Annotated in this window: 23 protein-coding genes, 4 pseudogenes and 1 riboswitch; of the genes and pseudogenes, 16 read left to right on the top strand and 11 right to left on the bottom strand. The window is 59.0% G+C overall.

Annotation, left to right across the window (positions count from 1 at the left end; translation table 11 throughout):
- Positions 1–35 precede the first annotated feature (35 nt).
- From ABFT80_RS15060 to ABFT80_RS28110, 7 genes and pseudogenes are all read left to right on the top strand, one after another.
- A pseudogene (locus ABFT80_RS15060) lies at positions 36–739 on the top strand (IS6 family transposase).
- 152 nt (positions 740–891) lie between these two features.
- Positions 892–1176 carry a YMGG-like glycine zipper-containing protein gene (locus tag ABFT80_RS15065; protein ID WP_347972740.1) on the top strand — a complete coding sequence of 95 codons (285 nt, stop codon included), beginning with the start codon at positions 892–894 and terminating at the stop codon, positions 1174–1176.
- A 212-nt stretch (positions 1177–1388) separates the two neighbouring features.
- Positions 1389–2063 (top strand): response regulator transcription factor, encoded by a 675-nt coding sequence (locus ABFT80_RS15070; protein ID WP_347972741.1) that lies wholly within the window; start codon positions 1389–1391, stop codon positions 2061–2063.
- 1 nt (position 2064) lies between these two features.
- A complete protein-coding gene (locus ABFT80_RS15075; RefSeq protein WP_347972742.1) occupies positions 2065–3414 on the top strand; it encodes a sensor histidine kinase in 1350 nt (449 codons plus the stop codon).
- Positions 3415–3509: 95 nt separating this feature from the next.
- Complete coding sequence (locus ABFT80_RS15080) at positions 3510–4703, top strand: efflux RND transporter periplasmic adaptor subunit (protein WP_347972743.1); 1194 nt, start codon at positions 3510–3512, stop codon at positions 4701–4703.
- A gap of 7 nt (positions 4704–4710) precedes the next feature.
- Positions 4711–6660 carry a MacB family efflux pump subunit gene (locus tag ABFT80_RS15085; protein WP_347972744.1) on the top strand — a complete coding sequence of 650 codons (1950 nt, stop codon included), beginning with the start codon at positions 4711–4713 and terminating at the stop codon, positions 6658–6660.
- Between the two features lie 320 nt (positions 6661–6980).
- Positions 6981–7308 (top strand): annotated as a pseudogene (locus tag ABFT80_RS28110) (DDE-type integrase/transposase/recombinase); the annotation flags it as partial.
- Between the two features lie 127 nt (positions 7309–7435).
- Here ABFT80_RS28110 and ABFT80_RS15090 read toward each other — a convergent pair.
- Entirely contained in the window at positions 7436–8221 is a 786-nt protein-coding gene (locus ABFT80_RS15090) for a helix-turn-helix transcriptional regulator (protein ID WP_347972745.1), read from the bottom strand.
- A 108-nt stretch (positions 8222–8329) separates the two neighbouring features.
- Between ABFT80_RS15090 and ABFT80_RS15095 the strand changes: the two genes are divergently transcribed.
- Together ABFT80_RS15095 and ABFT80_RS15100 are read left to right on the top strand one after the other, a co-directional pair.
- The gene (locus tag ABFT80_RS15095) at positions 8330–9895 is read left to right on the top strand and encodes an ABC transporter substrate-binding protein (RefSeq protein WP_347972746.1); all 1566 of its coding nucleotides are present in this window, start codon (positions 8330–8332) and stop codon (positions 9893–9895) included.
- Between the two features lie 82 nt (positions 9896–9977).
- Positions 9978–11975, top strand: coding sequence for a CocE/NonD family hydrolase (locus ABFT80_RS15100; protein WP_347972876.1), 1998 nt, complete (start codon positions 9978–9980; stop codon positions 11973–11975).
- Between the two features lie 99 nt (positions 11976–12074).
- Here the strand turns inward: ABFT80_RS15100 and ABFT80_RS15105 are convergent.
- The 3 genes and pseudogenes from ABFT80_RS15105 to ABFT80_RS15115 all read right to left on the bottom strand — a co-directional run bounded on the left by ABFT80_RS15105 (position 12075) and on the right by ABFT80_RS15115 (position 13443).
- Positions 12075–12787: pseudogene (locus ABFT80_RS15105) on the bottom strand (IS6 family transposase).
- A gap of 102 nt (positions 12788–12889) precedes the next feature.
- On the bottom strand, positions 12890–13183 hold the full coding sequence (locus ABFT80_RS15110) for a type II toxin-antitoxin system RelE/ParE family toxin (RefSeq protein ID WP_455189946.1): 294 nt from the start codon (positions 13181–13183) through the stop codon (positions 12890–12892).
- The gene (locus ABFT80_RS15115; protein ID WP_347972878.1) at positions 13171–13443 is read right to left on the bottom strand and encodes a CopG family ribbon-helix-helix protein; all 273 of its coding nucleotides are present in this window, start codon (positions 13441–13443) and stop codon (positions 13171–13173) included. The genes ABFT80_RS15110 and ABFT80_RS15115 overlap by 13 nt, the downstream gene beginning before the upstream one ends.
- A 940-nt stretch (positions 13444–14383) precedes the next feature.
- Here ABFT80_RS15115 and ABFT80_RS15120 point away from each other — a divergent pair.
- Complete coding sequence (locus ABFT80_RS15120; RefSeq protein ID WP_347972747.1) at positions 14384–14998, top strand: transposase family protein; 615 nt, start codon at positions 14384–14386, stop codon at positions 14996–14998.
- Here the strand turns inward: ABFT80_RS15120 and ABFT80_RS15125 are convergent.
- Positions 14973–15728 carry a L,D-transpeptidase gene (locus tag ABFT80_RS15125; RefSeq protein WP_347972879.1) on the bottom strand — a complete coding sequence of 252 codons (756 nt, stop codon included), beginning with the start codon at positions 15726–15728 and terminating at the stop codon, positions 14973–14975. The two genes, ABFT80_RS15120 and ABFT80_RS15125, sit on opposite strands and share 26 nt — an antisense overlap.
- 534 nt (positions 15729–16262) lie before the next feature.
- Between ABFT80_RS15125 and parS the strand changes: the two genes are divergently transcribed.
- A complete protein-coding gene (parS, locus tag ABFT80_RS15135) occupies positions 16263–16700 on the top strand; it encodes a type II RES/Xre toxin-antitoxin system antitoxin (protein WP_347972748.1) in 438 nt (145 codons plus the stop codon).
- Positions 16700–17161 carry an RES family NAD+ phosphorylase gene (locus ABFT80_RS15140; protein WP_347972749.1) on the top strand — a complete coding sequence of 154 codons (462 nt, stop codon included), beginning with the start codon at positions 16700–16702 and terminating at the stop codon, positions 17159–17161. Before parS ends, ABFT80_RS15140 begins: the two co-directional genes overlap by 1 nt.
- A gap of 525 nt (positions 17162–17686) precedes the next feature.
- Here ABFT80_RS15140 and ABFT80_RS15145 read toward each other — a convergent pair.
- The 6 genes and pseudogenes from ABFT80_RS15145 to ABFT80_RS15175 all read right to left on the bottom strand — a co-directional run.
- A complete protein-coding gene (locus ABFT80_RS15145; RefSeq protein ID WP_347972750.1) occupies positions 17687–17800 on the bottom strand; it encodes a polysaccharide deacetylase family protein in 114 nt (37 codons plus the stop codon).
- Positions 17801–18457: 657 nt separating this feature from the next.
- Positions 18458–19120, bottom strand: a complete 663-nt coding sequence (gene tenA, locus ABFT80_RS15155) for a thiaminase II (protein ID WP_347972751.1) — start codon at positions 19118–19120, stop codon at positions 18458–18460.
- 3 nt (positions 19121–19123) lie between these two features.
- Entirely contained in the window at positions 19124–19771 is a 648-nt protein-coding gene (locus ABFT80_RS15160; RefSeq protein ID WP_347972752.1) for a TenA family protein, read from the bottom strand.
- Between the two features lie 80 nt (positions 19772–19851).
- Positions 19852–19966, bottom strand: a riboswitch (TPP riboswitch).
- A gap of 85 nt (positions 19967–20051) precedes the next feature.
- Positions 20052–20489, bottom strand: coding sequence for a PIN domain-containing protein (locus tag ABFT80_RS15165; RefSeq protein WP_347972753.1), 438 nt, complete (start codon positions 20487–20489; stop codon positions 20052–20054).
- Between the two features lie 5 nt (positions 20490–20494).
- Positions 20495–20746: a type II toxin-antitoxin system Phd/YefM family antitoxin gene (locus ABFT80_RS15170; protein ID WP_347972754.1), complete on the bottom strand. Its 252-nt coding sequence runs from the start codon at positions 20744–20746 to the stop codon at positions 20495–20497.
- 110 nt (positions 20747–20856) lie between these two features.
- Positions 20857–21126: pseudogene (locus ABFT80_RS15175) on the bottom strand (DUF3363 domain-containing protein); the annotation flags it as partial.
- Between the two features lie 213 nt (positions 21127–21339).
- Between ABFT80_RS15175 and ABFT80_RS15180 the strand changes: the two are divergent.
- The 4 genes from ABFT80_RS15180 to ABFT80_RS15195 all read left to right on the top strand — a co-directional run bounded on the left by ABFT80_RS15180 (position 21340) and on the right by ABFT80_RS15195 (position 23784).
- Complete coding sequence (locus ABFT80_RS15180; protein ID WP_347972755.1) at positions 21340–21639, top strand: ferritin family protein; 300 nt, start codon at positions 21340–21342, stop codon at positions 21637–21639.
- Positions 21639–22073 carry a type II toxin-antitoxin system VapC family toxin gene (locus ABFT80_RS15185; protein ID WP_347972756.1) on the top strand — a complete coding sequence of 145 codons (435 nt, stop codon included), beginning with the start codon at positions 21639–21641 and terminating at the stop codon, positions 22071–22073. Before ABFT80_RS15180 ends, ABFT80_RS15185 begins: the two co-directional genes overlap by 1 nt.
- A gap of 11 nt (positions 22074–22084) precedes the next feature.
- On the top strand, positions 22085–23338 hold the full coding sequence (locus ABFT80_RS15190) for an AAA family ATPase (protein WP_347972757.1): 1254 nt from the start codon (positions 22085–22087) through the stop codon (positions 23336–23338).
- A gap of 92 nt (positions 23339–23430) precedes the next feature.
- A complete protein-coding gene (locus ABFT80_RS15195) occupies positions 23431–23784 on the top strand; it encodes a hypothetical protein (protein WP_347972758.1) in 354 nt (117 codons plus the stop codon).
- Positions 23785–23807: the final 23 nt, after the last annotated feature.

A 23807-nucleotide genomic window follows, 5' to 3' on the forward strand; every position in this document is an offset into this window, starting at 1 on the left:
ATCTTCCGTAAACCGCAGAGCGGTAGTTTTTCCGGATGAACCAGACATCCCCGACGTATAAGAACCATCGTTTTCCCATCGAGATCGTCGCCCGGACGATCTGGCTCTATTATCGTTTCAATGTCAGCCTCGCGAAGTAGAAGAGATGATGCTCGAGCGCGGCATTGTCGTTTCTTATGAGACAATCCGGAGATGGTGCCGCAAGCACGGCGCTGACTACATCCACCGCTTACACCGCAAGCCGCCTTCGCAGCATGATATCTGGTATCTCGATGAGCTTGTCATGCGAATCAACGGCAGGAAATGCTGGCTCCGGCGTGCAGTTGATCAGGACGGCTACGTTCTCGATGAAATCGTGCAAATGCGCCGGAACACCAAGGCTGCCAAGCGCCTGTTAATCCGTCTGCTGAAGAAGCAAGGCATGGCGCCCAAGCGCATGATTACAGACAAGTTGCGCTCATATGGAGCGGCAAGGCGCCAAGTCATGCCGCATGTCGAGCACCGGTCCCACAAGGGACTTAATAACCGTGCCGAGAATTCTCATCTACCGTTTCGAAAACGGGAGCGAACATAGCAAGGGTTTCGGTCCATCGGGTCCTTACAGCAATTTCTGTCAATCTTCTCTGCAGTCCGCAACCTCTTCACTCCAACTCGTGCAAATCGATCCGCTTCACAAATCCTCATCCATCGTCGCAAGGCCTTGACCGAATGGAATGCTGTGGCCGATCAACACGCCTGAGAGCCCGAACAGGGGTCTTCCGCGCCTTAATTCAAACAATGTGACAGCCCCGTGTAACTTCCACGTAATCCCCGGTAGCCATACACCTCCACCTCGGCTCACCTCAATGATCGACGGACGGTCGGAGCACGATATGGATCGAAAGGACGGAAATGAAGAACATCATTTCAGGCGTACTCGTTTGTCTGGCGCTGACAGCGTGCAGCCAGACGGAAAAAGGCGCAGGCATAGGTGCGGCGAGCGGTGCAATTATTGGTGGGCTGGCAAGCGGCACATGGGAAGGCGCTGCGGTAGGTGCTGCGGCAGGTGGTGTGGGAGGCGCAGTCGTTGGCAATGTCAGCGAGCGTAACGACAGAAACCGACGCGAGCGCTGGGAACAACGTGACCGCCGTCACTACGGTTGCAGGTACCGGGATCAATATGGTCGCTGCCGATAAAGAGTGCTGACTTGTCGGCGTAAGTTCAAGGACCTGATGGATGCCGGGCCAACTTTGGTTTGTCCGGTATCGACATTTGCAACAGGTTCCTGGCGTCTAATAACCGTAAGGCCAGGATCGCATGATAGTCGCGCTCGTCTGAGCCCGAGGCGCGGTTTTGCTGTAAAGACTGTCGGACGACGACTATCCGGAACTTAACCGATCAGGCCACTATGAAACTTCTGCTTATCGAAGACGACCCGGAAATGACCGACGCGCTGAAGGCAGCCCTTTCACAGCACGGCATTGTCCTTGACGCCGTGGGAGACCTCGCAACTGCGCGGGAGGCAATCGCGGTGGCCGACTACGACATCGTCCTTATCGACAGACAACTGCCGGATGGCGACGGCAGCACGTTTCTTGCAGATTTGCGTCGCACGGGATCAAGCACCCGATCGATAATCATCTCCGCACTCAGGTCGACCAACGAGCGGATTTCCGGCCTGAACGATGGCGCTGATGATTATTTGCCGAAGCCGTTCGAAATACCCGAGCTGATTGCCAGAATGAGTGCCGTATTGAGGCGAGCCCCGATAGCGGGACCGTCCGTCCTGGCTGCCGGAAATGTCACCTTCGACCGTGTGTCATGCGATGTGCATGTCAACGGAGTTCGGCTGGCGCTTACCCGCCGCGAGCTACTTATCATGGAGACGCTTCTGAGAAACCGCGGACGCACTGTGTTGCGCTCGTCGCTGGAGGAGCAGGTCTATTCCTTTGACGATGAGATCCAGTCGAACTCGCTGGAGGCCAATATGTCTCGCCTGCGCCGGAAGCTCAGCGATGCTGAGGCTGATATTGTCATCAAGAACATTCGTGGCATCGGCTATTACCTTCATGAGCAGAAATAGGATGAGAAGCTCATCTCTCCGCTGGCGATTCACACTTGGCTTCATCGTCCTGCAGGTGTGCGCGGTCATCGCCTCGCTCGGCCTGGTTTTCTATTTCCTTTCCGGCCTAAAGCCCGATGTGGCGATCACGTCCGTCTGGCTGTCTCAGGAAATCGCCGATTCGATCGGTCTTGGGCCGGATGGCAGAGCCCGTCTGGAGCCGACGGCCAAACTAACAGAGATGATGGAGGACGCGCCTGACCTGTGGTTCGTGGCGGACCTGGGCAATGGTGGTGTCCTGTCATACGGCGCAACTCCCCAAGGCATTGCCAGCAATACGCCATTTCTGAAGACATTCAGAAGCGTCGAACTCCATGGTTATCTTGACGATCCGCTGAGTGTGGCCAGAATGGAGCGGTTCGAGACACGGAGCGGTGAGGCAACAATTCTCACCGGCGGTGCTCTCATGTCCCAATATGGTCTGACCGTCCTGCTGGGCAATCTTGCCGTCGGCGTACCAGCCTTGATCCTCGTCGCGATCTCCTTGATCGGCGTTCCGTTCGTCACGCGCTGGGCCCTGCGGTCTTTCAGCGATCTGAAGGAACGCCTCGACAGAATGGACCTCGACACACGTGGCGCTCTGGTGGAAGAGCGGGGCCTGCCCAACGAGGTCCTTCGTCTTGTGCGTGACATCAACAGGGCGCTGCGCCGTCTCGATAGCGGCTTCGAGTCGACGGAGCGCTTCTTCGTCAACGCCGCGCACGAACTTCGAACGCCGATCGCTATACTTCAGGTGAGAATCGATACCCTCACGCCAAGTGAGGACAAGATGCACCTGCAGTCGGGCATCAAGCGCCTTACAGCGATTGCGAACCAGCTTCTCGACACTGAGAAGTACCGGCAGAAGCCTCAACAGGATTTGCCTGTGGACCTCAACCATGTTGTCTCCAAGGTGGTCGCCGACCTCGCGCCCTTCGCCATTGCAGAGGGCTACGATATTTCGTTCGATAGCAGCGCGGAACACGTGTTCGTTCGCGGCGATGCCGAAGCTTTGGAGCGCGCATTCATCAATCTGGTGCGTAATGCGATCCAATACGGAGGCGGCCGGGGACAGATATCTATCGGAATTGAGACTGACGGCAGCGTGACCGTAGCCGATCATGGATGCGGCATAGCCGACGATAAGCATACGCGTATATTCGAGCCGTTCTACCGGGTCAGTCCGCATGGCTCGGGAGCCGGCCTGGGGCTCAGCATGGTCAACGAGATCGTGACCCGCCACGGCGGTTACGTCGAGCTTTCTTCGGCCCCCGGCAAGGGTAGCACGTTTGCCGTGCGCTGGCGCGACATGCGCGTTTTCCAACAGCCTTAGAAAGCGCGTCCGTTTGGCCGACTGCTCCGTAATTTTGGGGCAATACTCGTGAGAGACAACGGCCGCGATTCTCAATAGCGCGGTCCAAAGGCTCAATGACACGATACATCACCCACAAGCGTCTGATCCTGGTGGCGGCAGCCCTTGTTGGTACGCTAGCCGTCTGGTTTCTGTTTCTGCGTCCGCCGGAGAAGCCTGAACTGGTGACCACCCAAGTGCGAACGGGCGACATCGAGGAAGTCGTGCTGGCGACCGGGGTTCTTGAACCGCTGGAACTGGTGCGCGTCGGGGCCCAGGCTTCCGGTCGCGTTGAGCATCTGGCTGTCAAGATCGGCGAGGTCGTCGAGACCGGGCAGTTGGTGGCCGAGATCGATTCCCAGACTCAGCGCAACACCTTGCGGGATCGGGAAGCCGCCCTGGCCAACATCCGCGCCGTCCATGTGGCGCGCATGGCCGGTCTGACTCTGGCCGAGAAAGATTACGAGCGCCGGCGCGCGATGCTGGCCTCCGGCTCGACCCCGCGCGCCGAGTATGATGCTGCTGTGGCCGCCTTGGCCACTGCGCGGGCGGAGGTCCAGGCGCTGGACGCACAGATCAGTCAGGCGCAGGTCGCGGTGGAGTCGGCAGGCGTCGAGTTGGGCTATACCCGCATCACCGCCCCCATCGCCGGCACGGTGGTCGCTGTTGTCGCCGACGAAGGTCAGACCGTAAATGCCCTTCAGAGTGCTCCGACCATCGTGATGATCGCGCGATTGGACACGATGACTGTGCGCGCGGACATTTCGGAAGCCGATGTCATCCGTGTACGAAAAGACATGCCGGTCTGGTTCAGCATTCTTGGCGCCCCGCGCCGGCGTTTTGATGGCGAGTTGCGCCAGGTTGAGCCCGCCCCTGCCTCCATCGCCAACGAGAGCAACGCCGCAACAAGCGGACAGGGCTCAACCGGCGGAGCCGTTTACTACACAGGGCTGATCGACGTCGCCAACGCGGACGGGGTATTACGACCCGCCATGACCGCGCAGGTGTCCATAGTGCTCAGCCGTGTCGGCGGCGCTGTGCTGGTTCCACTGAGCGCAGTGGAAGGCGCGCCTCGGGCCGGCGATACGGCGCGTGTCCGCGTGCTCGGTGCGGACGGCAACGTCCAAATGCGAGAAATCCAGGTCGGCATCGACAACGGCGCCGACATGCAGGTTCTTGGCGGCCTTGAGGTTGGGGAGATTATTGTCTTGGGCGCGTCCACCGACGAGCGTGCAGACGGCCAGTCTCAACTGCCCGGGTCCAAGCGGTAGGCGCGCCATGACCGAGCCGCTGATACGCGTACGCGGGGTATCTCGCGCCTTCCCCGCAGGCGACGAGATGGTGCGGGTGCTGAAGGATGTCGACCTCGATATCGAGGCCGGTGAGATGATGGCCATTATCGGCGCTTCCGGCTCTGGTAAGTCGACCTTGATGAACATCCTTGGATGTCTGGATCGGCCGACGACAGGCAACTATTGGATCGAAGGGCGCGAGACGTCGAAGATGGGTGTGGACGAACTTGCAGCGCTACGCCGTGAGCGGTTCGGTTTCATCTTCCAGCGCTATCATCTGCTTGGCGATCTCAGCGCAGCCAGCAACGTCGAGGTGCCGGCCATCTATGCCGGACGCGGCCGATCCGACCGGCACAAACGGGCGATCGCCTTGCTTACGCGGTTGGGTCTGTCGGAGCGCATGGACAATATCCCCGGCAAGCTGTCGGGCGGCCAGCAGCAGAGGGTGTCGATCGCCCGCGCCCTGATGAATGGCGGCGAGATAATTCTGGCCGACGAACCGACCGGGGCGCTGGACACCCACAGCGGCGCGGAGGTCATGACAATCCTGCGTGAGCTTCACGCCGAAGGGCACACCATCATCCTGGTGACGCACGACAAGAAGATCGCGGACCATACGGATCGGGTTGTGGAAATCAGCGACGGCGTCATCATTTCCGATGTTCGGAATGTGCCGAGGGCGGCCGCAACAGGACGTCCCGCTCGGGAGCGCGCGCCTGACGCTGGCTGGCGCGGCGCAATCGACCGGATGACCGAAGCCTTCCGCATGGCCGCGACTGCAATCTGGGCCCACAAGATGCGCTCGCTTCTGACCATGCTCGGCATCATCATCGGCATCGCCTCGGTGGCCGCGATTTCGGCCCTGGGAGCTGGTTCGCAGCAACAGATCCTCAACAGTATCACCTCGCTTGGCACCAATACGATCGAGGTGCGGGCCGGGAAAGGCATCGGCGATCTGGACGCGGGCAAGATTCGAACCCTGGTTCCGGCCGACGCAGAAGCGCTGGCGAACCAGCCCTATGTCGACAGCGTTACGCCAACCGTCTCGGCCAGCGTGACTGTCAAGCGCGCCGCCGTGACTGTCAATGCCGCGGTCACCGGGGCCGGCGCGGACTTCTTCCGCGCGAGGGGCCTGGAACTGGCGCAAGGACATCTGTTCGACGCCCGGGACGTCACCGGCTACAGCCAGAATGTGGTGATCGATGCAAACGCCGCACGCGACTTGTTTCCCGACCGCGTGAACCCGGTGGGACAGGTCATCCTTCTGGGCACAATGCCGGCGAGGGTTGTGGGGGTGACGAAACCCGAGAATTCCTTCGGCCCGGCCGTCGATACCCTAACCGTTTATGCGCCCTATACCACCGTTATGGGCCGCATGCTGGGTCGACCAAATGTCGACGGCATAACTGTCCGTATCAGCGACGATGTCGATCCGGGCAATGTCGAGGCGGCAGTTTCCCGCCTTATCGAGCGTCGGCATGGCGCGAAGGACTTCTTCCTTACCAACTCGGCGACCATTCGTGAGACTATCGAGACCACTACGCGAACCCTGACGCTGCTGATTTCGTCAGTAGCGGTTATCTCGCTGATTGTCGGCGGCATCGGGGTCATGAATATCATGCTGGTGTCGGTCACCGAGCGCACCAGGGAGATTGGCGTCCGTGTGGCCGTGGGCGCGCGACGCAGCGACATCCTCTCACAATTCCTGATCGAGGCCGTTCTGGTTTGTCTTGTCGGCGGCTTGATGGGGGTCATGCTCGCTCTCGGCATTGGCGCTCTTTTCAACTTGTTGAGCCCCGACTTCAAGATGATCTTCTCCTCGGGATCGATCATCATCGCCTTCGCCTGTTCGACCATGATCGGTGTCGTCTTCGGCTTCCTGCCCGCGCGCAACGCCGCCAATCTGGACCCGATCGAAGCCTTGGCGCGCGACTGATGAGGCGACATCGACGAACTGATCAGGAGTTGATGTTATTTTTCGACAGATTTCGCCGGCCAGTGCTCATAATCTACGTGACGGCGTGTCGCGGCTATTGAGCGCCGGGCCCATCCGCTTCGGCTATGGAGCCTGACTGCTGCTTCCAGATGAAGGTCCTCATTCTTAGACTGCTCTCCGAAAACCACCATTCTGCTTCCGACCCTAATTCGGTCATCCGCACTCCCAACGCCCAGGCTTGGAAGCGGTCACTGTGGCTTCAAATTGAAGTCGCCTTCTCTTCACCCCGTGTAGTCTCGGACGTTTGCACAAGCGGATATGTCAATTTGCTTAAGCGGCGGGGAGAAGTACGCCTGGGAGCGCCAAAACGAATGATTACCGAAAAACTACGATCTTACGCCGCCGCAAACGCCAAGTCATGCCAACTCCCGAGCACCGGTTCCCACAAAGGATTAAATAATCGAGCATAGAACTCGCATTTGCCACTGCGAAAAACGGGAGCGCTAATGCAAACATTTCGATCTATCGGAAACCCTCAGCGGTTCTTTTCAGCTTTGTCGGTGGTGCGCAATTCTCTTGGTGCGGCCTCGCTCAAAACGCACCGCCCCTGCAACTAACCATCGTACAAGGGCATTTGCACACTGGTAATCCATCACGGATGTTGCTGCCTAAAAACCGGCATTCACGAAACTTTCGTCCTAACCGACTTAACCTGACAGCACCATAGTGACAGTCATGATCGTCGAAGGGACGTTCGTGGGCCGCATGCGCGCTGTCAAAGACTGACTGCCAGAGGGTCTTTTTCGCCGAGGAACGACACGACCACTGAAGGCAAGGCTGCAGAGGTCAATTTGTAGATACCGCAATTGGAGATAAGTGCCCGTATATCGGTACCAAGCCCACGATAGTGCCAGATCGTGCGGGTCGCATATGGTTCGTTTCCATTTCGCCACGACACGCCCATCGTCAGGCCACGCAGATACTTACGTTGATGGATTTCAAACGGCATAAGGATCGTTTGCCCGAAGGTGGGCGCATTGCCGCGAGTCAGTTCGGTCAAAAAGATACGCTGTCGCCGGTAAGCAGCGAGTCCGACATAGCGGGAACGTTGCCCGACGCCGCGTTGCGTGTCCTCGATACGTTCGAGTGATGTTACCAATGCTTGTCCGTTTTTTTCCCGCAGGTGGGAGCAGGAACTAACGATTCTGTCGGGCCAGGAAACTGATCTGTGCCAGGTCTGATAAAACCCGAAATGCGGGCGCAACGCCTGCAGGTCACCGGGAAAGGCGTCGGCTAGAGGCCCTTCCTCCATTGCGGGCTGAAGTCTCTCATTTAACTTATGGCGAAAGGCCCCCGTCGGAAGATCGAAGTCAGACGAATCCAGACCGAAAGCGGCAGCAATTCTGAGCCGGTTATTCGCCGACGGCAGCGCGCCTGTGTTGATGTAACGATTAAATTGCTGCCTGTTGATGCTGATGGCGCGGCATAGATCCGAAATCGAATGCCTGGTGCTGCAAGCAAGTTTCAGATTGTCGCTAAAATTCGCACGGGTCCTGTTCATGATGATTAGCGTAAACCTGCTTAAAGGCGCGTCAAGCCGCGAAATTGCATAAGATTGAACTGGGTCCACTATCGAGGAAATAAACGCTGGCAACGAGGGGCCAAAAAAATGACCGAGTTTAGCAGAACGCTAGATATTTCACGTCGTAAATTTCTCCAGGGAAGCGCGCTTTTGGGCATTTCGGCCACGGCAGGTACGCTTATCGCATCACCGGTTCAGGCGCAGACCCCGGTGCGCGGCGGGACCTTGCGAATGGGGCTCGCGGGAGGGGCTTCCGCAGACACGCTCGACCCGGCACTGGCATCCGCCAGTGTGGCGTTCGTCATAGCCCATTGCTGGGGAGATACACTTGTCGAATCTCACCCGGAAACGGGTGAACCGCTTCCATCGCTGGCCGTGTCATGGACTTCATCTGCCGACGCCAAAGAATGGATCTTCAAAATCCGGCAAGGCGTCAGTTTCCATGATGGCAAGCCGATGACGGCCGCGGATGTGGTCGCCACGCTACGCCGCCATGCGGACGACGGCTCAAAGTCGGGCGCGCTCGGATTGCTGTCGGACATGAAGCAGATCGAGGATCGTGCCGGCGACGTTGTCATTACTTTGGTGGAAGGTGATGTTGACCTTCCCCTCCTGCTAACTGACTACCACCTCCAGATTCAACCGGAGGGCGGCACCGGGAATCCCTCAGCGGCAATCGGTACCGGACCATACAAACTGATCGCTTTTGAGCCAGGCATCCGAGCCACCTTCGAGAAAAATGCCAACGATTGGCGCGACGATCGAGGCCATGTCGATAACGTCGATATAATCGTCATGAACGATTCCACCGCCCGCACCAATGCGTTGAGCGCCGGTCAAGTCGACTTCATCAATACGGTGGAGCCGAAGGTGGCACCGTTTCTGTCCAAGGTCCCGAATATCGATATCCTTCAGAGTTCCGGCAAGGGATTTTACTCCTTCCTTATGCATTGCGATACGGCGCCGTTCGATAACGCTGATTTGCGGCTGGCGCTTAAATATGCCGTCGACCGCGAGGCCATACTGGACCGCGTGGTCGGCGGTTTCGGGACTATTGGCAACGATTACCCGGTGAACGCCAATTATGCACTGGCCCCGACCGATATCGAACAACGCGTCTACGATCCCGAGAAGGCCGCCTTCCATTTCAAGAAATCGGGTCATGACGGGCCACTCTTGCTTCGTACCTCCGAGGCAGCGTTTCCTGGCGCGGTGGATGCAGCCCAACTCTTCCAGCAGAGCGCCGTCAAAGCCGGCATCAAGATCGACCTGCAGCGCGTTCCAAGCGACGGCTATTGGTCAGAAGTTTGGAATGTCCAACCATTCTGCGCTTCCTACTGGGGCGGGCGCCCAACACAGGATTCACGCTATTCAACCTCCTATGTCTCGAATGCGGAATGGAACGATACCCGCTTCAAGCGCCCTGACTTCGACACCATGGCGATGCAAGCTCGCGCCGAATTCGACCAGGACAAGCGTCGAGCTCTCTATCGAGAGATGGCGATCATGGTGCGCGACGAAGGCGGACTAATACTTCCCGTATTCAACAACTATGTAAACGCTGCCTCGAAGCATCTGAAGGGGTTTGTCCACGACATCGGCAATGATATCTCCAACGGACGTATTGCCAGCCGCGTCTGGCTAGAGGGCTGAGCCCAGGCAGATCCATTAAACCTGGTCCGTGCGTAATGCGCAGTGGATTTGCCGCCGCGCCCATCATTTATTGAGAAATCCCATGTCGAAAACGAATTTTCACGTTATCGAAAACGAGTGGATCATCCTGAAGGATGGCACACGGCTGGCAGCGCGCATCTGGATGCCAGATAGCGCGGGCGCGGAAAGTGTCGTGCCGGCCGTGCTGGAGTTTCTTCCATACCGCAAGCGCAACGGCACCGCGCCGCGCGACGAGTCCACCTATCCGATCTTTGCCGCAGCCGGTATTGCCGGCGTGCGCGTCGACATTCGCGGTTGCGGTGAGTCAGACGGGGTGATCGACGGCGAATATACCGCGCGTGAGCTTGCCGACGCAGTCGAGGTGATCGAATGGATCGCCGCCCAAGGCTGGTCAAATGGCAGTGTCGGCATGATGGGTATTTCCTGGGGCGGCTTCAATTGCCTTCAGGTGGCAGCGTTGAAGCCGCCAGCGCTGAAGGCAGTGATTTCCATCGCCTCGACTGTGGATCGCTACAACGACGACATTCACTACAAGAATGGCACGCATCTTTCGGCGCAATTGTCATGGGCGGCGACGATGAGCGCCTACCAGTCGCGGGCGCCGGACCCTGACATCGTCGGCGAGCGCTGGCTCGGCATGTGGCTTGAGCGGCTTGAGCAGGAGCCGTTCTTCATGGAGCAATGGCTCTCACACCAGCGCCGCGACGACTTCTGGCGTCATGGATCGATATGCGAAACTTTCGAGGAGTTTTCGGTTCCCGCGCTGATGATCGCCGGGTGGGCCGACGGCTATCGCAACACACCGCTAAAGGCGGTAGTAGGGATGCCTGAAAAGACTTGGGCGCTGATTGGTCCCTGGGTCCATAAATATCCTCATTTCGCCTTTCCAAAGCCTCGGGCAGACTTCCACGGCGAGGCGATTGCATGGTGGCGTCATTGGCTATGCGGGGAAGGGAACGGCGTGGAATCCACTCCCCGGATGCGCGCCTATATTCTCGACGGCCCTAGGCCTGCGCGCCGGCGGGAGGCAGATCCAGGTTATTGGATCGCCAAGAACAGGTGGGCTGAACCGGAGACTATCACTCTGCACCTAGCTTCCTCGGGCCACCTCGAACACGATCCGGTATCCGGCTTATCAGGCAGCGCCTTACTACAGTCACCTCTCGATACCGGCACGATGGCAGGAGGGTTCTTCACCCCGAAGCCTGATGCAGAGATGGCCGGTGATCAGCGCATAGATGATGCCGGATCCCTCGTCTTTGAAAGCACGGTGCTTGCCGAAGAATGTGTCGTCCTTGGCCAGCCGGTGCTCAAGGTAGTGCTTTCAAGTGATGTGCCTCTCGCCAACCTTGCGGCGCGGCTGGTGGATATTCATCCAGACGGTGTTGCCACGCGTGTCTCTTACGGCGTTCTCAACCTTGCACATCGTCTCGGCAACGCCGAGCCTCAACCGCTTGAGCCGGGCAAGCCGGTCGAGATCGTGTTGGTGCTCGACGCCTGCGGCTATCGATTCGGGCCGGGACACCGCATCCGCCTGGCACTCTCCAGCGCTTACTGGCCAATGATACTGCCTCCGCCGAATGACGCAACGCTGGCCGTCGACCTTGCTAAACTACAGCTGGAACTACCGCTGTTGGGTACGCATCGCAGGATTAAGGTAGCTGAACCAACAAATCCGGATCCACTGCCGCACTACGACATCTTGAAGGAAGGGTCTTCCAGCCGATCCATCGCGCGTAATCTGGCGGACGGCGTAACCCGCTATCGGATCGACGAAGATTCCGGCCTCAGCCGTCATCCTGATAACGGGCTGTGTACCCGCGATATTCACGAAGAGGTGTGGTCGATCACGCAAGGCGATCCATTGTCGATGACAGCAGAAGCGCGCTGGACGTGCATTACGGAGCGCGATGAATGGCAGACCCGTACGAACAGTGTCTCGACGCTGTCGTGCACGGAGACTGAATGGGTGATTTCAGAGCGTATTGAAGCTTTCCAAGACGATCGCAATGTATTCACGCGAGAGCGCACCCGCCGCATACTGCGTGACCACATGTGAAGATTGTGTCGCAAATCGGGGTCAGAACAAGATGGGATGGCACTGTAAAGTTATCGAGCGTAATTGGCGAAAGCCGCAGTTTCAGCATTGTCGCTGACTTTACGCAGCCTTCACGCCTGTGATCTCGCGCCACGCCATCATTGCAGTATTCCGAAGTCCACGGTTCTCAGATGATGAATATTGGTTACGAGGAAAATGATGGAGGTTGGCAATGGGATCATGGATTGAAACGAAGCGCTGAAGCTGACGGGGTGATTTGAAGCGCTTCATGATCCGCTCCCGTCGTCGAACTGGCTGGCGCGAATTCTCCGCCCGGTTGTTGAGCCCCTTGTGCTTACGATGATCACAGACGGTCAGACCAATCTGCCCGTTGGCCGCCGCATAGGATCTAAGTTTGTCCGTCACCATGACACGCGGCGCACAACCTTGTTCCTTGAGCACTTTGCGGATCAAACGCTTGGCAGCCTTGGTATTCCTGCGGCTTTGCACCAGGACATCCAGAACAAAACCATCCTGATCGACGGCCCTCCACAACCAGTGTTTCCTGCCATTGATCGAAACACTGCTTCATCGAGGTGCCACTTGTCGCCAAGGCGTCGCGTGCGCCGACGGATCTTGTTGGCAAAGTTCCGTCCGAATTTCTCCGCCCACGTGCGGATCGTCTGGTGCGTGACGATGATGCCTTTATAGGCAAGCATATCTTCCACCATGCGAAGGCTGAGCGGGAAGCGGAAATACAGCCACACCGCCTCGGCGATGATTTCAGCTGGAAAACGGTGGCGGCGATAGAGTGGATCACGAGCTTCGGGCATCACTCGAAGTCACAATAATTCATCGCTAACTGGTTAAATTTACGGTGCCGATCCGATTTATATAACCGACTTCTCACACGGTCTGCCTAAAATTCGGGCCGTTCAATATCCGACTTCTTTTTGATGCCGGAAGGCCAGCACATACACCGCATCGTCGGCTGGTTCGTGGCGATACAGCGCCACATAGCCGGAATCCCCGAACGGTATTACTAGCTCGCGCAGCTCCGGCTCCTCGGGGAAGGGCCGGCCGATTTCCGGCGTTTTTTCCAGAAGCAGGAATTGCCGTTCGATGGCCTGGCCGGCCCGCTTGGCAGCTTCCGGCGCTTTCCCGGACAAAATGCGCCGACAGCGCGCCAACCCCACGGCCGCGCCTTCCGTGACGATTACTTGTGGCACTCAGGCATCGCCTTTTCGTCGTCGGTACCCCAAGTGTTCAACCAGGTCCGGACTTCCTGGCCGGTTAGGTGCTTGCCTGTTTCCTTATAGGCCGCCCAGGATGCCAAGGCTTCCTGTTTGAAACTCTCGCGGGCTTCCTCGCGGTCTACATACTGCTGGATCGCTTCGAGCATGATCCAGTGCGCCGAGCGCTGGCGCTGGCTAGCGAGCTGCTGGACGCGGCTTTTCAAGCCATCATCAATCTTGAGAGATGTCGCCATATCCATAGCCCTTTATCACATGGTAATACCTAGTGATAATATAGCTCTTCGCTGTTGAGTTGTCCATGCGCCGAAACTGTCGCAGAAGTCAGTCGCGAAAGTTTTACTTTTGCATCCGAGTTTTGCGACAGTGCGCCTTTCGCCATAAGGTCATGTTGGATCAACACCTTATGGGTGGGCGCATCGAATCTGCGTCTGGCAGTCGCAAAAATCAGGCAGACCGTGTGAGAAGTCGATTATATAAACCGGATCTGCTATTCATTGGCAATTATCGAGCCTGCCGCGAATTATGGTCCGTCTCCTCGTCACATATATGGAACAAGTTGAGTCCCCGCATGGTGCTGCTTTGTCACCGCCAGTTGCGGGTGCGCGCATCGCGAAGGAAAGCCCTGATGCTGAAGATTATCTTCAGCTCTATCAATGCGTAGGTGCAACCTTGCAATGGGATGAGCGTCTCCGAATGCCAAGGAACGAGCTTTCGACGTTCTTGCGCAGCTGTTCCACCGCTCTCTACATTTTACGGCACGACGGGCAAGCACTCGGGCTGTACGAGTTCGATAGTTTTGGTGAGAGGGAGGTAGAGCTAAAACACTTTGGCCTGATCCCAGCTGCTCAAGGCCGTCGTCCAGGACCGTATCTGTTGGATTGGTCCCTCCGAGCTATATGGAGCGACCGACCTGACCGCATAGGCTTCACACGGACACCAATGACCATCCGAAAGCAAAATCCACCTATGAACGCATCGGGTTCAAATCCTATGCCGAAGTGTGGGAAGAATTTCCGGACTGATGCCGCGTCCAGAAACGGCATCCGGCAGGAATTCTCCCAAGTGGCACATCATGGTAGAATCTGTTAATCGGCGCGGAATATTGGCTCTGACTCAGTTTTGATGCAGTTGTAACGATGCTGCTTTGCTGGTTTCCACAAAGGAATCAGCCTGATGAGCACCAAGTTTCGGCCCTCTGATTTGGTACCGGCTGGCTTCATCGCCGAACGCATCACCCACATTGGCGATGAGACCTGCATCTTGCTTTCCCGAGCCGGCGCTACCGCGTCATGTCTGGCATGCGGACGAATGTCGCGAACGGTTCGAAGCCGCTATTACCGACAGGTCGCGGACCTCCCCCTGTCGGGAAGGCGCGTCAGACTTCTCGTACGCACGCGGAGGTTCACCTGTGACGCGGTGCTCTGCGGCAGGCAGATATTCTCCGAGCGGTTCGGCGATGTCCTACCTTCCTACGCCAGACGAACCGGGCGTCCCGAGCATCTCGTCCACCATCTGGCCCTCGCGCTTGGAGGACGCCCGGCGGCGCTTTTTGCACAGCAGCTCATGCTTCCCGTCAGCAACGACACCTTGCTCCGCGTCATCCGCAGGCAAGGATTGCCGCCGTCGATCCCGCCCTCGGTGATTGGCAAAATTGACCGAATGGAGGCCTTCGACTTCACGTCGCTGTCGTACGGAATCTCAGGCCGACGCCGAAATCACACGGCTTACCGCTCCACACGAACCTCTCAAGGAAAAGGTGAAGTCAGACAGCCGACGACGATCCGCTGACGACCACGATAGGCGTGCCGTCGGGCACGCGATCATAGAGATCGATGATGTCCTGGTGCATTAGCCGTACGCATCCCGACGAAACCGACTTGCCGATCGATGACCACTCCGGAGAGCCGTGGAGGCGATAGAGCGTATCTTTGCCCTCCTGGAAAATGTAGAGCGCGCGGGCTCCGAGCGGATTGCTGACACCACCTTCCATGCCACCCTCCCAATCATTTGTGCCGGGTATCTGCCGTGCTCGATATTTTTCGAGTTCAGGTTGCCGGTCGATCATTTCGTTGGGAGGAAACCAGCGCGGCCACTTCTGTTTCCATTGGATTACCCCGCGACCCGACCATTCAAAGCCCTGACGTCCAAGCCCAACGCCGTAGCGGATTGCCTCACCGTTGTAGCCAACGAGAAAGAGAAAATGGTTTGCCGTGTCAACAACGACAGTTCCCGGTTGTTCTACGGTTGGGTTCGGGACGATTTGGCGATAGAATTTCGGATCAATCCGTTCGATCGGTACCGCAGGGATATCGCGGCCATCGTCGAATGTGGCCGCATACATCAGATGAGGATCGCCGAAATCAGGACTGGCGCTATATTGTGCAGGCAATGTCGGAAATGGTTCTGCAGTTTGAACAAACGCTGCACGTTGGGGGCCACTTGTGCAAGCTGCGAGAGCGGCTGATGTAGCGGTCGTCGCAGCCATTGCCAGAAACTTGCGGCGGTTAAATCTAGACATCCGGTTCTCTCCCGCTGAAAATCCAGCGACGCGCCGAATTGTCAGAAAACGCGTCAAAGTAGTGAATGAACTTAACACAGCAGAAAACTTAGGCAGACCGTATGGGAAGTCGGTTTGATACACCAGGTTTTCTATTGGTTGGCAGTTATCGAGCCCGTCTTGGTAGCGCTTGTCGGTCACCTGGATTACTCGAATAATCGTTCGCACGCATGATCTGCGTCCGGAACCTAAATCGCTCATGAGAGTGTCATTTCGTCCCCCGGAACGGGCAGTGTTTACATTGGACTCTTAATGAGACCCGTTGAAGAAGAGTGCAAGGGTTATGTCGCGGCCGTCCCTATGAGTTGTTGTCGGTCGCTGGCGGCTGGCACCACCGGACCCGCATAGCCTTCGGAGATGCGATCCGGGCGGCCGTCGGCGTCAGCGACAAAGCCGTCGCGCTGTCGGAGTCCGAATCCCTGGTGCTCACCTTGATGTTTGGCAATCTGCCGTCTATATTTACGGCAAGTTGCCACTAACAACAAGGAGGCTGCCATGTCGATTGCCATTGTCGAGGAAGTCGCACGAAAGCTCGGCGGTCAGAGCGTGCTGGGTCAGGTCGTGCGGTCACAAGCTGACTTGGCGCTGGCGGTTCGCAACAGGCTCCCGCTCTCTGCCCTTCGGGGGCTTAGCCAGGCCGGAATGACCGAGCGGGAAATTGAGACATTTGTAATCCCGCAGCGCACTCGCCGTCACCGCGCGGACAAGCAGCAGTCACTGACTGTGGACGAGTCGGACCGCGCTGTCCGGATCTTGCGCGTCCAGTCTCTGGCCGAGCAGGTCTTCGGTGATCATGACAAGGCGAACCGCTGGCTTCGTCGTCCACTCCTCGAACTCGACAGTGAGACGCCGCTGGTAGTGGCTCAAACCGAAGCCGGCGCGCGTGTCATCGAAACCATCCTCGGCAAGATCGCCTGGGGCGCAGCCGCCTGATGTTGCTCTGGCGTCTGTCAGGCAAGCAGTATGCTCGAGCACTCGACGGCGGCTATGGTCTTCATTTCGACGGACGCTGGAACACCGTCGGCCATGCGGTCACCTACTGTGCTACTTCTCCCGCCCTCTGCGTTCTCGAGAAGCTCGTCCATGTCGAGGACCCGGCGCTCCTGCCGGAACTCGTCATGGTAACGTATGAGCTGCCGGACGCCGTGACGATAGACAGCCTTGAACTGTCGGATCTGCCACCGGATTGGCGTCGCCATGAGGCCTGGAGTCAGGAGAGGGGAGACGAATGGCATGAAGGACGCGCCACCCTATTGTTGCGTGTGCCTTCGGTCGTTGTGCCTGTCGCCAATTCACCGGACGCAAATGTGCTGATAAATCATGGCCATCCGGCTTCAGGCGACATCCGGATCGTCGGCCAGGAATCCTTTTCACTTGATCCCCGACTATTTTGAGTGCGTGCGAGGACTGGGTGTGCTCCGGGTTCGGCGTTATGCGCCCGCCTGACGAAGCGCGCCTCCTTGCGCGTCAGGTCGTCCTCCTGTCCGACACTGCATTCGTGGTTGTTCTGACCCCAATAGTGGGCGCCGCTCGAAACCTGCCATTCGTTTGCTTCTCCCGGACGGCAGAGCCGGGTCCAGGAGGAGACTGTCAGCCTTGGTCGCTGAGGACAAGAAGCGGACTCACCATAGGCGTGTTATCTCAACGCGCCTCATCAATTCGCAATATCGTCAGACGCATTTGTGGGGTGAAATGGGGTCCACTCCAAGGTGACACTACGCGCTTGCCTGACATGCTAGCCCATCTAGCCTGATGTAAGTGTCATCAAGCTTCCCTTCTTCTTGGAATCGTATGTCAGCATTACCCAAGACTGCGCACGCTCCTGTGCTCGGCAGCGTCCTGGCGACATCACTTCTCACGCTCCCCTATGGGTGGCCCTCGCGCGACGACCAGGAAAGCGCAGGGCATTGATAGCAGGCCTACTGATCTTTGGGGGCCGGCACGCTTTCGGCTTGAAGGACATTAAGGATGTTTTCGGTCCCCGTGAGGGGACCGTCGTCAAATGTCAGGTAGATTTTCCCTTCCTGTGCCATCGCAGAGCGCGGGATCTCGGATTGTAGAACCGTCCTCTTTGTCGCTGTCTCCACTGTCGCATATCATGCAGCCGGCCGTTTGTGCTCCGTGACGAACACGCGACACAAAGCCTTCCGAGCTTCGGGCCGTAACGATCTGACGCCGGTTTCAGGATTTGCGCGACAAGGGACGGCTACCGGCACGCGCGATCAGCGCCCCCGGTAGGCCAGCATAATCAGGCTATAGCCCGAAACTGCGCCTTACCTTCATGCAAGAAGCACGCTTTTGAGAAAAGTCCCACATCTACTTTGTTGGGTAAGCGTATGTCCTGCATATCCGGCAAGGGCTTGGCCTCCGGAAGAAGGCGGGCGGATAGTAGACCGGCCATCCGGCCAGCTCGAACCAGGGATGGCCGAGCTGCGCCTGAGCCGCCACGCGGTCCACTGCGTCGCCGTCCAGACCGCGACGAGCACGATCGAGAAGACGACGACGATCTGGAGCCAAAGGACACGGGTGGCGGACGAGGCGGGGCTGCTCCTCTTCTTCGTTGCGAATCGGCGAAGAAGAACAGGCACGGCACGGGTTTCAATCGCGGATGGCCCGGGCGTCGTAGAGGAGCGTAGGGATTGCGGAAAATACTTGTCGCTGTCGGTCCGTCGCGAGGGCCGCCATTCACTTCAGGAGGCTGAGTCGAGCCCCATCTGCCAGAAGTCCGCCTCCAGCCGCGACGCCTTGCCGAACAGCGCGGCCAGTTTCGTGAACCGTCTGTCCGTCATGCTGCGTTCGGCGAGATCATCCAGTTGACGTCGTGCGCCGGCCGCCACGGCCTGATAGGCTTCGCCTGCATATTCTGCGATCCACTCGCGATAGGGATGCTCACCCAAGGCGTCGACGCCATCCGGCGCGAGCCTGTTCGCGATTTCGGCATAACCGATGACGCAGGGCGCCAGCGCGACCTGCAGATCGAGCAGATCGCCAGCCGCGCCGCAGTCGAGCACGAAGCGGGTATAGGCGACCGTCGCCTGATGCTCGGGCGCGGCCTCGATCTCGTCGCGGGAAATATCCCAGCGCTCGCAGAGCCGCACATGCAGTTCGGTCTCGTCCAGTATGCCGGCGAGCCCCGCCTGCGCGGCGCGGATGTCGGCGATGGTCCGGCTCTTGTAGGCGGCGAGCGCCCAAGCGCGGGCGAACTGGATGAGGAACAAGTAGTCCTGAACGAGATAAGTGCGGAAGGCTGATTCCGGCAGCGTGCCTTTCCCCAACTGCCGCACGAAGGCATGGTCGACATAGCTCTCCCATTCGGGGGTGGCTTCCTGGCTGAGGCGATCGAAGACATCCATGGCTCACTCTCCCGCTTCATAGGCTGCGTCGAAGAAGGCCAGTTCCAACGAAACGGCCCGCGGGAAGAAGTCCTGGCTCACTTCGGCCTCGGCCGGCCCGACCCGGTCCAGTTCGGAGCGCAGGAAGGCGACGAATTCGCGGAAGTCGGGATTGTCGTGCAGCGTGATCCATTCCGCATGGACAAAGTTCTCCGGCAGCGGCGTCGGCGCGCGCGAGGCCCAGTCGAGATAGAGCCATTCGGCGACGTTGAGAACGGAAAGCGCGGCGGCATAGGAGCGCGTGGCGGCCGCCTCGCGCATGATCGCCTGAAAGCCTTTCGTCGGTTCCGTGTCCGCAATGGTCGCGCGCTGATCCTGCGTCACGCCGAGCGCCTCGAAGGCGCGCAGGAAATAGGTGTTCTCCTCGCCCGAGATGAGGCCGGCGAAGCGGCCGAAGCGCAGCCGGGCCTCGAACGTGTCGGCGGTGGCGATGGCGGCGCCGAGCAGCGTCAGGAAACTGTCGAGGAAGCGGTGGTCCTGCACGAGGTAGGCGGCCATCACCTCGTCGGAGATGGCATCAGTGAACAGTTCGGTGACGAAGCGGTGCTCGACCGCCTTCGTCCAGGTCGGCTCGCTGGCGCGTTTCAGGTTTTCGGTGAAACGTTCGGTCATGGTGCTGCCCTTTCGTGGCTGGCAGCGAGACCGCGTGTTTTCTGGCATGGTGCGGCCTCGCAGGGAGGCCGGCAAAAGGCAGGCTTCGACAATCCCATCCCTTCGCCGGCATGATCCGGATCAGGTTCGAAGGGTCACCGCGCTGCTTGCGCCAGCGGTATCTCAGCCCCTTGCGGGGCTCCCCTTGGTCGGCGCCATTGTAGGTGGGGTCGGGAAAGATGTCACCTTGCTATAAGCGCGGTCCCGCGCTTGCGACCGAAGGACCGGGCGTGTGACTGGTTCAGCTTGCCGGCAATTGCTTCAGTGGATTGGCGACCGGAACGCCGAGCGGCGCGAAGTGGCGCTCGTTGGCCGTCAGGACGGTCATGCCGTGCGCGGCCGCCGTGGCGGCAATGGCGATGTCCTCGAAGCCGGGATCGTGCGCCCGCGCCCGATCGAGGATCGCGCCAGCCTCACGCGCTTCCGCGATGCCGAAAGCGAGGATGCGGCCGGCATAGAAGTGTTCGACAGTCGTAAGCCAGCGCCGCAGCCTGTCGGCCTTGGTGGTCGCGCCGATCCTGACGGCGCGGGCGATGCCCGCCTCGATCTCGGCAATGGTGACGGCCGAGAGATAGAGGCGGTCGCCGTTCGCGCGCACCCAGGCCGCGAACGCCTCCACGCCGATCTGCTGTTTCGTCGGCGCGTCGGCGGAAACGATGTTGGTGTCGAACAGGTACATGAAGCTTAAAGGGCTGCGTCGCGCAGGGCGCGGGCGGGCTTGCGCGACCGCTCCGGAATGTCGCCCGGCTCGCCGGGGAAGGACAGAAGCAGGTCCGCGAAGTCCGGGGCCTTCGAGATGCGCTCCCACTCGTCGAAGGAGACGAGCACGGCCTCCTTGCGGCCATGCCTGGTGATCACGGTCGGATCGCCGGCGACGGCCCGGTCGACCACGGCGGACAATGTCGCCTTCGCGTCCTTGAGCTGGATTTCCTTCATGGCAGGACTCCGAATATGACTATTGGTAGTCATATATAGCGTCGATGTGCCGGACGCAAGGCGCGGCCGCCACGGTGGCCGGTCGGCAACATGCCGCCTTCGGTCGGCGCTCACAGGCCGAGCCCGCGCTTGCGGCCGAAGGACCAGTCGACGCCGCCATCTGCGCGGGCGACGCCGGAGATATGCCGGCCGATGTGGTTCTCCACGGATGGCGTCCACGGCACGAGCTTGAAGCCCAGCCCGTCGTCGATCATGGCGAAGCGACCGGATGACAGGATGAAGCGTTGACGATAGGTGCCGGCAGCGGATTGCTGGAACGGCATGTTCATTTCGCCGGCCAGTTTCTGGCCGAGCGCGTCCAGCTCGCGCTGCCGGGCCGTGCCCGACGATGATGAGCACTACGTCTACGCTATAGCCCTCTAATCCCGCAATCGTCTTGCTTGATTGCGGAGACGATCGCGACAATGGGCTGAAATGGCCTGTTGCCGATAGGCTTTGCGGTTTTTAGGGTTTCAAGCGGCTGTGCCTTTCAGAGAATCCTTGAAGGATTCGCGCCGTGCGGTTATATTACTGGAAATATCCAGGAGGCGGCTATGGGCAGCTCGCAGAAACGCGCTATTCAAAACTATCGATCTCGTTTGAGCGAGCGCGGCCTGGCGCGCTTCGAAGTGTTGGCCCGAGATGCGGATCGCGATCTTATACGGTCCTTGGCGCGTCGCTTGGCTGAAGACGGCCCGGAGGCGTCGCGCCTCCGCGAGGCGGTCACTCAGACCATTGGCGGCGAGCCGCCGAAGAAGGGTGGGATTTTGGCGGCGCTACGACGGTCCCCTCTCGTGGGCGCGGACCTCGATCTCGTCCGTGTCCATGAAGAAGGGCGAGCCGTCGAAATCTGATGCGCTACCTGCTCGATACCAACATCATCAGCGACATCGCAAAACCGGCCCCGTCGGACTCCTTGCTCGCTTGGATGAGCGAGCAGAACGACGAAGACCTTTTCATTGCCTCGCTGACCGTCGCTGAAATCCGCCGAGGGGTTCTGGACAAGCCGGCTGGCAAACGCCGCGATCAGCTTGAGGCGTGGTTCTCCGGGCCGGAGGGGCCGCAGGCGCTGTTCGCGGGCCGCATACTGCCCTTCGACGAAAACTCCGGCCTGATTTGGGCGCGTCTGATGGCGGAAGGGAAATCGCAGGGTCGGCCCCGCAGCGCGCTCGACACGATCATCGCCGCCGTCGCCGAAGCCCATGGCTGCACCGTCGTCACCGACAATGAGAAAGATTTTGCCGGGGTAGTCGTCATCAATCCGTTGCTGGCGTCGCGGCCAGTATGACCTCGACACGTGTGCGCGACGATTTCACGAAACCGGCACTCAGGTTGATGGCGCAACGGGCCGGATACATCTGCTCCTACCCCGACTGCCGCCAATTGACGATCGGACTGTCCGACGACCGCAAGTCAGGACTGACGATGGTCGGAGTGGGCGCACACATCACCGCCGCTTCGTCAGGAGGGCCACGCTACGACGGCAGCCTCACCCCTGAAGAACGGGCGAGCGAGGCGAACGGCATATGGATGTGCCAGTTCCACGGAAAACAGATCGACGACAATGCCAGCCGACACACCGCTATCGACCTAAAACGCTGGAAATCGCAACACCATGAATGGGTCTTCGCGCGCATCGCCAGCGCCGACAGCTTGCTCAAGCACGGGATCACCAATATCTCGATCGAGAATATTGGCCCGTTCCGCCAACGGACCAGCATTTCCCTTGGTCGGCACAATGTCGTTTTCGGGCTGAATAGTTCCGGGAAATCCAGCCTTTGCGAGAGCATTGCGGCCTTTGCAGGCGGCGCGAACTTCGAGAATTTCCGCAAGCGTTGGCGCCTGTTCGGGCCTGGTTCCCCGTCAATGATGATCGAGGCCGCCGTCTCTGTGAACGGCGCGAGAACAACCGTGCGGCTCAGTGAAGAGCCTGTGGCCGTCAAACATGTACCGAAACTCCATCAGACCCGGCTTCATATAGAGGTTGACGGAAACGTCGCAGCACACTGGCCCCGGTCGCTGTTCAACATTGTATATCTGGATAGTCAGAACCTGAAGCCGAACCGGATCAAAGACCCGTTTCGCCGTGATTTACGCGCGCTCGCGCCGCAGCTGGGAATGAGCGAGGATCAGGTCTGGGACGCGCTCCGCGAAGAGTTGTTCTGTAGCTCGACCTTCCGATCACGCATTCGCCGGATTGGGGAGTATCGCGCCGAAGTCCGCTCGGCCGGTAGCGATTTCTTTTACGAGACGGGCGGATTGGCTGCTTCCGAACATAGCTTTGCGCTGTTCGACATCCTTCTCCGAATGATCAGGGCGGACCCAAGGCCAACGCCCTGGATGATCATCGTGGATTCGAGCCTGTTTTTAGGCCTGGATAGCGACAACAAGCGCCGTCTCGTGGAGGCGTTGACACAGCTCGACGAGCCGGCCGTCCAGACGCTCGTTTGCGTCAACTATGAAACCGATGCGATCGACCTCAAGGCTGCGGACGCTGAGAAATGGGTCGGCTCCAGCGTCGCAGGCGCGTTGACCGTGCATTCGTTTTTATAGGCCCGCCTACGATGAGCACGAGATCCCAACGCTACATAATCGATCCTCCAAGCGCGTGCCCTGCCCATCTGCGGATGCCAAGCGGGCGCCCCATGAGCCAGATGTCCTTCGACATGGACGATGTCGCCCGCTGCGCTTGGAATGAAATTCTTCAGACCGCACCACGAGCCACATCGCTTTTCGCATTTCTCGAAGACCTGCTTGAACCAGGCGCCAGCCTCGTCTGGCGCGAACAGGGGCCAGGTCGAGGCACGGAAATGCGCCGGGCTTTCTCCGCCCTCTTCTTCGCGCGCGCCTATCTCCAACTCAACCATAATTTCGTTTGGTTTGCCGCGATCGACGGCGATAATTTCCATCTCTCACCAAACTGGCGCGTCAGCCGAAAGCCGCGCTCGCTGTGGAGACAAACAACTTGGCATTTTATCTATTTCGTTAAGCCATTTTGAAGATGCAGACAGTAGCTGAACCC

The organism is Foliimonas ilicis (assembly GCF_039939195.1).
Taxonomy (GTDB): domain Bacteria; phylum Pseudomonadota; class Alphaproteobacteria; order Rhizobiales; family Rhizobiaceae; genus Foliimonas; species Foliimonas ilicis.

Coding starts and splice junctions, on each gene's coding strand:
- ABFT80_RS15085 (WP_347972744.1), top strand. CDS start 4,711: ATGACCGAGCCGCTGATACGCGTACGCGGGGTATCTCGCGCCTTCCCC.
- ABFT80_RS15120 (WP_347972747.1), top strand. CDS start 14,384: ATGAGCACCAAGTTTCGGCCCTCTGATTTGGTACCGGCTGGCTTCATC.
- ABFT80_RS15180 (WP_347972755.1), top strand. CDS start 21,340: ATGGGCAGCTCGCAGAAACGCGCTATTCAAAACTATCGATCTCGTTTG.
- ABFT80_RS15125 (WP_347972879.1), bottom strand. CDS start 15,728: ATGTCTAGATTTAACCGCCGCAAGTTTCTGGCAATGGCTGCGACGACC.
- tenA (WP_347972751.1), bottom strand. CDS start 19,120: ATGGATGTCTTCGATCGCCTCAGCCAGGAAGCCACCCCCGAATGGGAG.
- ABFT80_RS15170 (WP_347972754.1), bottom strand. CDS start 20,746: ATGAAGGAAATCCAGCTCAAGGACGCGAAGGCGACATTGTCCGCCGTG.
- ABFT80_RS15145 (WP_347972750.1), bottom strand. CDS start 17,800: ATGGCACAGGAAGGGAAAATCTACCTGACATTTGACGACGGTCCCCTC.
- ABFT80_RS15100 (WP_347972876.1), top strand. CDS start 9,978: ATGTCGAAAACGAATTTTCACGTTATCGAAAACGAGTGGATCATCCTG.
- ABFT80_RS15095 (WP_347972746.1), top strand. CDS start 8,330: ATGACCGAGTTTAGCAGAACGCTAGATATTTCACGTCGTAAATTTCTC.
- ABFT80_RS15070 (WP_347972741.1), top strand. CDS start 1,389: ATGAAACTTCTGCTTATCGAAGACGACCCGGAAATGACCGACGCGCTG.
- ABFT80_RS15185 (WP_347972756.1), top strand. CDS start 21,639: ATGCGCTACCTGCTCGATACCAACATCATCAGCGACATCGCAAAACCG.
- ABFT80_RS15090 (WP_347972745.1), bottom strand. CDS start 8,221: ATGAACAGGACCCGTGCGAATTTTAGCGACAATCTGAAACTTGCTTGC.
- ABFT80_RS15195 (WP_347972758.1), top strand. CDS start 23,431: ATGAGCCAGATGTCCTTCGACATGGACGATGTCGCCCGCTGCGCTTGG.
- ABFT80_RS15075 (WP_347972742.1), top strand. CDS start 2,065: ATGAGAAGCTCATCTCTCCGCTGGCGATTCACACTTGGCTTCATCGTC.
- ABFT80_RS15165 (WP_347972753.1), bottom strand. CDS start 20,489: ATGTACCTGTTCGACACCAACATCGTTTCCGCCGACGCGCCGACGAAA.
- ABFT80_RS15080 (WP_347972743.1), top strand. CDS start 3,510: ATGACACGATACATCACCCACAAGCGTCTGATCCTGGTGGCGGCAGCC.
- ABFT80_RS15160 (WP_347972752.1), bottom strand. CDS start 19,771: ATGACCGAACGTTTCACCGAAAACCTGAAACGCGCCAGCGAGCCGACC.
- ABFT80_RS15065 (WP_347972740.1), top strand. CDS start 892: ATGAAGAACATCATTTCAGGCGTACTCGTTTGTCTGGCGCTGACAGCG.
- ABFT80_RS15115 (WP_347972878.1), bottom strand. CDS start 13,443: ATGGCGACATCTCTCAAGATTGATGATGGCTTGAAAAGCCGCGTCCAG.
- ABFT80_RS15140 (WP_347972749.1), top strand. CDS start 16,700: ATGTTGCTCTGGCGTCTGTCAGGCAAGCAGTATGCTCGAGCACTCGAC.
- parS (WP_347972748.1), top strand. CDS start 16,263: ATGTCGATTGCCATTGTCGAGGAAGTCGCACGAAAGCTCGGCGGTCAG.